6 protein-coding genes and 3 pseudogenes are annotated in these 7,701 nt (G+C 62.8%); all 9 read right to left on the reverse strand.

Annotated features, from left to right (window positions below):
• Window positions 1-160 (reverse strand): annotated as a pseudogene (locus tag ACTHL0_RS13810) (lipopolysaccharide biosynthesis protein); the annotation flags it as partial.
• Window positions 161-224: 64 nt separating this feature from the next.
• A complete protein-coding gene (locus ACTHL0_RS13815; protein WP_440567314.1) occupies window positions 225-1,235 on the reverse strand; it encodes a glycosyltransferase family 2 protein in 1,011 nt (336 codons plus the stop codon).
• Between the two features lie 208 nt (window positions 1,236-1,443).
• On the reverse strand, window positions 1,444-2,457 hold the full coding sequence (locus tag ACTHL0_RS13820) for an ATP-grasp fold amidoligase family protein (RefSeq protein WP_440567315.1): 1,014 nt from the start codon (window positions 2,455-2,457) through the stop codon (window positions 1,444-1,446).
• 75 nt (window positions 2,458-2,532) lie between these two features.
• Window positions 2,533-3,582 carry an ATP-grasp fold amidoligase family protein gene (locus ACTHL0_RS13825; RefSeq protein ID WP_440567316.1) on the reverse strand — a complete coding sequence of 350 codons (1,050 nt, stop codon included), beginning with the start codon at window positions 3,580-3,582 and terminating at the stop codon, window positions 2,533-2,535.
• 55 nt (window positions 3,583-3,637) lie between these two features.
• Window positions 3,638-5,071, reverse strand: a complete 1,434-nt coding sequence (locus ACTHL0_RS13830) for a hypothetical protein (RefSeq protein WP_440567317.1) — start codon at window positions 5,069-5,071, stop codon at window positions 3,638-3,640.
• A gap of 30 nt (window positions 5,072-5,101) precedes the next feature.
• On the reverse strand, window positions 5,102-6,229 hold the full coding sequence (locus ACTHL0_RS13835) for a glycosyltransferase family 4 protein (protein ID WP_440567318.1): 1,128 nt from the start codon (window positions 6,227-6,229) through the stop codon (window positions 5,102-5,104).
• Between the two features lie 51 nt (window positions 6,230-6,280).
• Window positions 6,281-6,982 (reverse strand): annotated as a pseudogene (locus ACTHL0_RS13840) (CpsD/CapB family tyrosine-protein kinase); the annotation flags it as partial.
• Between the two features lie 102 nt (window positions 6,983-7,084).
• Window positions 7,085-7,405: pseudogene (locus ACTHL0_RS13845) on the reverse strand (aldehyde dehydrogenase family protein); the annotation flags it as partial.
• Window positions 7,402-7,701 (reverse strand): aldehyde dehydrogenase family protein (locus tag ACTHL0_RS13850; RefSeq protein WP_440567319.1); only part of this gene is annotated, 300 nt, incomplete at its 5' end. The pseudogene ACTHL0_RS13845 and the gene ACTHL0_RS13850, both read right to left, overlap by 4 nt.

Here is a 7,701-nt window from a genome sequence, read left to right on the forward strand (position 1 = left end):
AGATGACGTTCATCAACGACATGGCCGCGAGCACGCGGCCGTACTCGGTCACGCCGAGCACACGCCCATAGAACGGGATGACCACCAGGAGGTACAAGTACCTCATGATGTAGCCGACGTACACGAACACGAGTACGCGGGTGTTCTCTTTCTTGTCCATAACAATATTTCATAGGCCGCCGCCAGGTAAGTGACGGGAACGTCAGGCTTGCTGCCTACTGCGTTCAGTGAGCGGCGCTGCCTCGACGTGCGAGCGGATTGGAAATGAAGCGCACCACGTAGTTCGAAAGCGGTGCGTAGGGGACGAGGCACAGGCACGACAAGCCGATCGTGCCGATTTTTTTCGATACACCCCAAAACGGGTTCGCGACGATCGAATGCAAGTAGTTGCGCGATTCGAACGCGAACCAGCGCCAGCGGTCGATCAGCGGTGCGCCGTAGACTTCCGTGCAAAAAATAGCCTTCTCGTTCGAGAAGTCGTAAAACGACTGGGGCAAATCGATATGAAGCCGATTGCGTGCCACGTAGCGCAACGCGCCCCAACGCGCCGCATACGCTTTCGGTGCCTTGTTATTTTTTTCCGAATTCGCGAACGACACGTCCTTCGATGCGGACTTATGCACGCGGTAAGCGCCTAGCGACTGAGCGATCGAGGCGACTTGACCGACGAGCGCCACGCCATAAATCGCAAAAAAATCGGCACCGTAGCGGCCTTCCGACGTCTCGGGAATAGGAAAAAAACGGCGCAGCGCGCTGGCCTTGTAAGCATTACCTGATGCGGGCGGAGACGGATACAGCCAGCCCTCGCGCAACAGCGTGCCGCAATCGGCCGGCGGGTCCGAATGCGGGACCGTCACGCCCGTCAGGCTGCCGTCGCGGGAAATAACATCGAGCCGGAACTGCACCTTCGCGTAATTGCCGGAATCGAAGCGCCGCACGACTTCCGTGACGGCGGTCGGATACAACAGATCGTCGGCGTCGAGCAGAATGACGTACTCCGTATCGACCTCGTCCAACGCCCGGTTGTACGCCGACACTTGCCCGCCGTTTTCTTTGAGCACGGAGCGGATACGCGAGCCGTAGCTCAGAATAATTTCGCGCGACCGGTCGGTCGAACCATCGTCGACAACGAGCACGGACGTGTGCGGATAGTCCTGCGCCAACGCGGAATCGATGGCCTCGGCCAGAAACCGCTCGTAGTTATAGTTGCAGATCGCGATCGTGACGGACTTCATCGGCACGGTACTCCTCTTGGCAAGCACATACTGAAGGATTCATTCGTCGGCAGTCTCCGTGTCGCCACGCGCCCTATCCTTCCCAAGCGGATAATTCGCTAGCCCTGTTCTATTGCATTGCAGAATAATCGACACCGACAGGTGCGGAACGAAGCGGTCTGAAAAACCCGAACTCTTGACCGATTACGTTGCCCGCCCCGGTGCACGTTCACGAGCAACCGACGCGCCGCATCCGCTCGAACCCTTCAGTCGATTCCCGCAACAGGCGGCCCCAGTATTCCTCATGACTATCCGGCCTGAAGCGCATCCGTCCGGCGCCCGGCGTGAACGTCAACTCGCCAAAAAATACCCGGCTTTCCATCGAATAGAGATCCACTCGCACGTAAGCGAAATCCTCGGCAAGGCGTCTCGCAATGCGCTCGATCTCGGGCCAGTTCTCGGGCCGCGCGATGGGAACATCGCTCGGCCGGTAGTGCCCGTAGGTGACGTTCATCCGGCGCCAGTGCTCGTCATAGAGATCGCCGCGCGCATCGCCAAAGCGGTCCGAGATGACCATCGTCTGGATGCACGGCCCTTGCGGGCGTCCACCGAATACGTGAATTTTGAGGTCCGACGGAATCTTGCCGGAACTGTCGGCCAGGAGTTGTTCGAAATAGACCTTGGGCTTGATGACGTGGTAGTGCCGCTCTCGCTTGAGATGGTAGTAATCGATCGACAGCCATTTCGCGGCGAGTGCGTTCAGTTCCTCGAATGACGTCGTTGACTTGTCGTGCACCACCTTGACGAACGCACACCCGTGATTGGCCTTCATGACAAACGACCGGGGCAATGCATCGAAGACGTCACGCGTCAGCGCCTCGGGCACCGCAATCAGCGGAATCAAATGCGCTTCGCCGATCTTCTCCCGCACGTACTCGCGCACCGCGAGTTTGTCGGTCAACGCTGCCCAGCGCATGTCCGGCTGCAAGCACCGGAGCAAGATCGATTCGCTGTATCCCCTCGGATGCCGCAGGTTCGGCCAGCGCCCGATTTCGCGGCGGAATTGAATCCGCGCCATTGCATAATCGGGCAGGAGCCGCTTGACGATCCGCCAGCTGATTTGGGCCACACGACGATGGGGCGCCTCGCGTTTGTGGGTCGAGGCCGCTTGCTCCGTGTAGGAAGCCGCGCCCACTTCCGCCGCGGCATCCGCCGCCTGAACGTCGTCAGCCTCCACGCTCATTCGTGCTTCCCCCCTTCGTCACGGCGATCCTCCCTGATCGTCTTGGCGCCCTCGCTCTGATCCCTTGCCGACGGCTCAGCGCCCTTTCTGCATGCGCTCGAACCCCTCGGTCGACTCCTTCAACATGTTGCCCCACCGGTAGTCGTGGCTCTCCGGCGTAAATCGCAACACACCGGCTCCGGGGGTGAATGTCAATTCGCCAAAATAAACGTCCTTGCCCAGCGAATACAAATCGACCCGCACATAGGCGAAGTCTTCTGCGAGCAGCAAGCCCAGCCGTTCGATTTCCTTCCAGTTATCGGGGCGTGGAATGGGCGCTTCGCTGCGCGGGTAGGCGCCGAATGCGACGTCGATCCGCTGCCAGTTCTCGTCATAAAGATCGCCGCGCACGTCGCCGAAGCGATCCGCGATGACCATCGTATGAATGCACGGACCCTCGGGGCGGCCCCCGAAAATATGAAGCTTGAGATCCGACGGAATCATGCCGGTGCGGTCCGCCAGCAACTGTTCGAAGTAGATCCTGGGTTTGATCACGCTGTAGTGCCGCTCGCGCGACACGCGATAGAAATCGACCGCAAGCCATTGATTCGCGAGTTCGCTCAGTTCCTCGAAGGACGTGGTCGACTTGTCGCGCACGACTTTCACGAACGCGCATCCATGATTGGCCTTCATGACGAACGCAGCAGGCAACGCGTCGAACACCTCTCGCGTAAACACGTCGGGCGCCGCAAGCAGTGGAATCAAATGCTTTTCGCCGATTTTTTTGCGCACGTAGTCGCGCACAGCCAGCTTGTCGGTCAGGGCGGCCCATCGCATGTCGGGATTCAAACAGCGCAGCAGCACCGCCTCGTTGAACGTCGAGGGCTCGCGCAAATTCGGCCAGCGTCCGATCATCCGCCGGTGCTGAACCAGCATGAACGCATAGTCGGGAAAGAGCTGCTTCGTGCCCTGCCAGGCGATCCGCATCGCACCGCGCAGTTTCGAACCCTTGCGCTCGACCGGGGCCGCCGACATCACGCCCGCGCCAGCGCCCCCTCCCTGTCCCGACGACGCCAGCAGGCTCCCGGCGTGCCGTGCGTTCGCCGCCTCGTTAGCCGCGGCACGCTGACGCTGTCCTTGTTCCATCTTGTTCACCTCGGTCCCCTTCAATGTGCATGATCGCCGGTGCCATGACGCTTCGTCATGAACGCGGCGATACGATCAAATAGGCGAGCTGCATCGGCGCCTGTCCGTTTCCTCCATTCACCGCATCGGCCACGCGGAAATCGATCGAGAGCCCATCTCCGGCCGAGCGCGCCGAGATCGCATCCGCGTCGGCGGCTTCGCCCGTCAAGGCATCGACCATCTTCACGCCTAATCCGCCCGACTGCGCACCGGGCCACCCGCCAATGGCGACGTGCCTCGGTCCCGGGCTGGCGCGCACCTGTATCACAAGCTCGGCTCCCGACTGCAGCGCAAGCCCGGTTGCGCCTTGGCCAAAGGTGACATGTCCGCCAAAAGGCGTCAGCGCCTCCCCGGCCGCTTGCGTCAGCACCACGAGCGATCGGCCCGACGCGTTGTACGTGCGCGGATTGCCGCGATGCGTCAAGCGGTACGGCTCGAAGCCGTCCCAGTGGTACACCATCGATACATACTGGTTGGGATCGTCCCATTCACGATCGAGCGCCCAGACCGCGAATTTAAAAAAATACATCGGCAAATAGTGCGGATCGTTCATATACCGATCGCCGATTTCCGTCTGCCAAATGCCGCGTACCACGCCGCTCGCCACGTAGCGCTCGTAGAGCGGCGTCAATGCATCTACCCCGAGATAGTGCGTATCGAGGTAGTCGACCCAATCGAGCATGCGCGTGCCCGCGGCCGGGCTCCGGTATTCGAGCCAACGCATATACGTTTCGAGCCCGCCCTGATCGGGCCAGCCGCCATAGACGACATAGCCGCCGTACTTGCGCACGATGCGCGCCGCCGGCACGTGTACCAGCTCCACGTAGTCCTGCATCGCGCGATCGTACGGCGCCGCTTTCGCCTGCTGCGCGCCGGCGCCCCGGCCGTGCCAGAACGTCGCTTGCGCGGCACCGCCCGACAAGCGGCCCGCCGCTTCGTTCCATATCTGAAAATAGCGCACGTTGTACGGCGGCGCGATGTAGGTCCGCACAACCTGTTCGACATAGCGGGCCCACACGCTGTCGTCCTTCGGTGCCGAGCGGCTGTCGCCGGGCACACTGGCGTTCCACTTCGGCGTATAGCCGAGCAGCAGCAGCGAGTGAATCCCATTGCGATTGTTCTGCAAGATCAAGGGCGGCAGTTCGTGATCGAATGCCGCGCCGGTCTTGTCGACTTCTACGGCATCGTCCGGCGAATTGCGCTGCCCCGGCCCCACCGAATCCCGGCCCCAGCTGATACCCATCGCCTTCCACATCGCGATGTCGGCCGATGTGACGGGCCAGCCGTTCGCCCCAATCAATTGTGTCATCCGGCGCTCGCCCGAGGATTCCGCGCTTGCACGGCGCACACCCCGCGCGGCCGAGGCCCCGACGCTCGACATCGCGCCGACAGCGCCCATCGCGGCCAGCAGCACACGGCGGCGATATGAGAAATCGAACGGCTTCGTCATCCGACGCGCCCCGGTTGGCTCGCCCACGCGCTAGGCGGGCGACTGAACTGCCATCGCCGGTCCGGCTTCATAGGTTTCCCCCCTGAGGATCTTCATCAATTCGTTCGCCGACCGATCCCAGCCATGCGCCCCGGCATGCCGCAAGCCGGCCGCCCGATAGCGCGCGCGCAGCGCATCGTCGCTCAGCATCCGCTCGATTTTTTGCGCGATGTCTTCGACCGATTCGGCGTCGCAGTACATCGCCGCATCGCCGCAGGCTTCGGCCAAAGCCGCATGCCTCGATACGATCACGGGACATCCGCAGTACATCGCTTCGAGCGGCGGCAATCCGAATCCTTCGTACAACGAAGGAAACGCGAGACAAGCCGCCTGCTCGTATAGCGCCTTGAGTTCGCCGTCCGATACGTAGCCCGCGCGCATGATCTGCGCGTTCGGGGCCACGCCCCCGCCGGCCGCGCCATCAGCCACGCCGGAACGTGCGAATACCCGCGTATTGGCACCGCCTACGATGACGAACTTCACGTCGGTCAAATGTCCCAGCCGCTCAAGCGCGGCTAGCACGCGTGCAAGGTTCTTGCGGGGATCGAGACTGCCGACGATCACGCAATACTTCACGCCCGTCAGCCCCAGGCGCTGGACCACGGCCGGCTCCGATGCAATGCGGCCGAAATGATCGGCACCCGGGCGCACGACGCGCACTCGGGCCTCGTCCACACCCAGCAGCGCGCAAATACGCGCCTTCGAAAACGCGGACACCGTCAGCAAAAACGACGCATTGCGCACGAGCATCGCGAACTTGATGCGATACCACGTGCGAAACAACCACGAAAACGTATGAGGCGTGTCGTAGACGGCCATGTCGTGAACCATCACGACATGGCGCCGTTTGAAGACGGGACCGCTGTTGCACAGGCTGAGCAGCAGTTCGCCGCGCGTAGCGAGCGGCAAAGCGATCTGTTCCCACAAATCACCTTTGAGCCAAGGCACGGGGCGCAGCCGATCGATCGGCGAGGCCGACTCGATCGCGTTATGCGGCACGGCGACTTCAATCTCGTTCGCCGCCTGAGTGGCCCGCACGGCGCGCATGAGTTCGTAAGCCACGCGCTGAACACCGGTCAAGCGCTGCGCGGTGAACTTTCCGTTAACCACCAGATGCATAGTTCTCCTGAATAGATCGACGGCCTCGGCCTGGCCCCTCGCAGCGATTGATTACGCCGTCGCGTCGAACATCGGCTCCGTATCGTCACCCGAACCGTAGTAGCCGTAATAGCGATGGCTGCGAGTAGGCGGAATGGCGTTGAACACCGCACCGGCCACGCGTGCTTCCGAGCGCTCGAGTTTCCTCACCGTCTCCGCGATTTCCTCTTCGCTTTGCATGCCGGAACGCAGAACCAGCACCGTCGCGCCGGCGTCGCCCGCAATGATCGCCGCGTCCGTGACGACGAGGAACGGAGGCGTATCGACGATGACGAGATCGTATTCGTGCGAGAACTGCTGCAAGAGTTCGCGGAAGTTGTGCCGCATCAGCAACGCCGCGGGATTCGTAATGCGGCTTCCGCACGACATCAGCGTGAGCCCTTCCACGCTCGTCCGGCGCAGCGCATCATGCGGCCGCATCGCGCCCTTGAGCACTTCCGACAGGCCGCCCCGATTGGGCTGGCCGAAGTAGTACGCGAGATGGCCGTTACGCATGTCGGCGTCGATCAACAACACACGTGCGCCCACCTCCGCATGCAGCACCGCCATGTTCGCCGCGACGAAGCTCTTACCGGCCGAGGGCGTCGGCCCCGCCATCATGACGATGTTGTTCGGCGCGTGGGCCAAATCGAGCGACAGCGACGTACGGACACTGCGCAGCGCCTCGATCGTCGGATCGTCGGGATAGCGATCGGCGAGCACCTTCGACACACCGGCTCCCGGCGCGGCGACCCGAGCGTCGGTCGGCTCCGGGATCGTGAAGTTGAAGTACGGGCCCGCGACCGGGTTCGACGACCCGAGGACCTGCGCGAGCTTGTCGGCGAAACCGGCGTACCAGACCCAGCGGTCGATCGCGCGGTGAACTTCGTCCTCGCCGCTGCACAGCTCGGCGAACTCCCGGACGCGTGACTCCATCATCTCTGCGATCCGATAGAGCACCTGGCCTCGGTTGTACGCGGTGGCGCCCGCCCACTTCGACTGTGCGCCGCGCGCGGCGACGACCGCGTCGCGCACGTCCTTGCGCGACGCGCGCGCGACGTTCTGCCCCTGCGCCTCGTACGTGCGCCCGGACTCGCTGCGCGGGAATGCGCCGCCGATGAACAGCTTGTACGTCTTCTTGACCGGCAGCCGCGTCATGAGAAGTCCAGGTACGGCTCCATGCCGTGCAGGCCCCCCTCGCGGCCGAAGCCCGACTCCTTGTAACCGCCGAACGGGCTCGTCGGGTCGAAGCGGTTGAACGTGTTCGCCCACACGACACCGGCGCGGAGCCGCTCCGCCATCCAGAGGATGCGCGAGCCCTTCTCCGTCCAGACACCGGCGCTCAAACCGTACGGCGTGTTGTTCGCCTTCTCGACCGCCTCGTCCGGCGTGCGGAACGTGAGCACCGAGAGGACCGGGCCGAAGATCTCCTCCTGCGCGATGCGATAGCTCTG

The sequence above is a fragment of the Trinickia sp. genome, from assembly GCF_051961175.1.
Taxonomy (GTDB): domain Bacteria; phylum Pseudomonadota; class Gammaproteobacteria; order Burkholderiales; family Burkholderiaceae; genus Trinickia.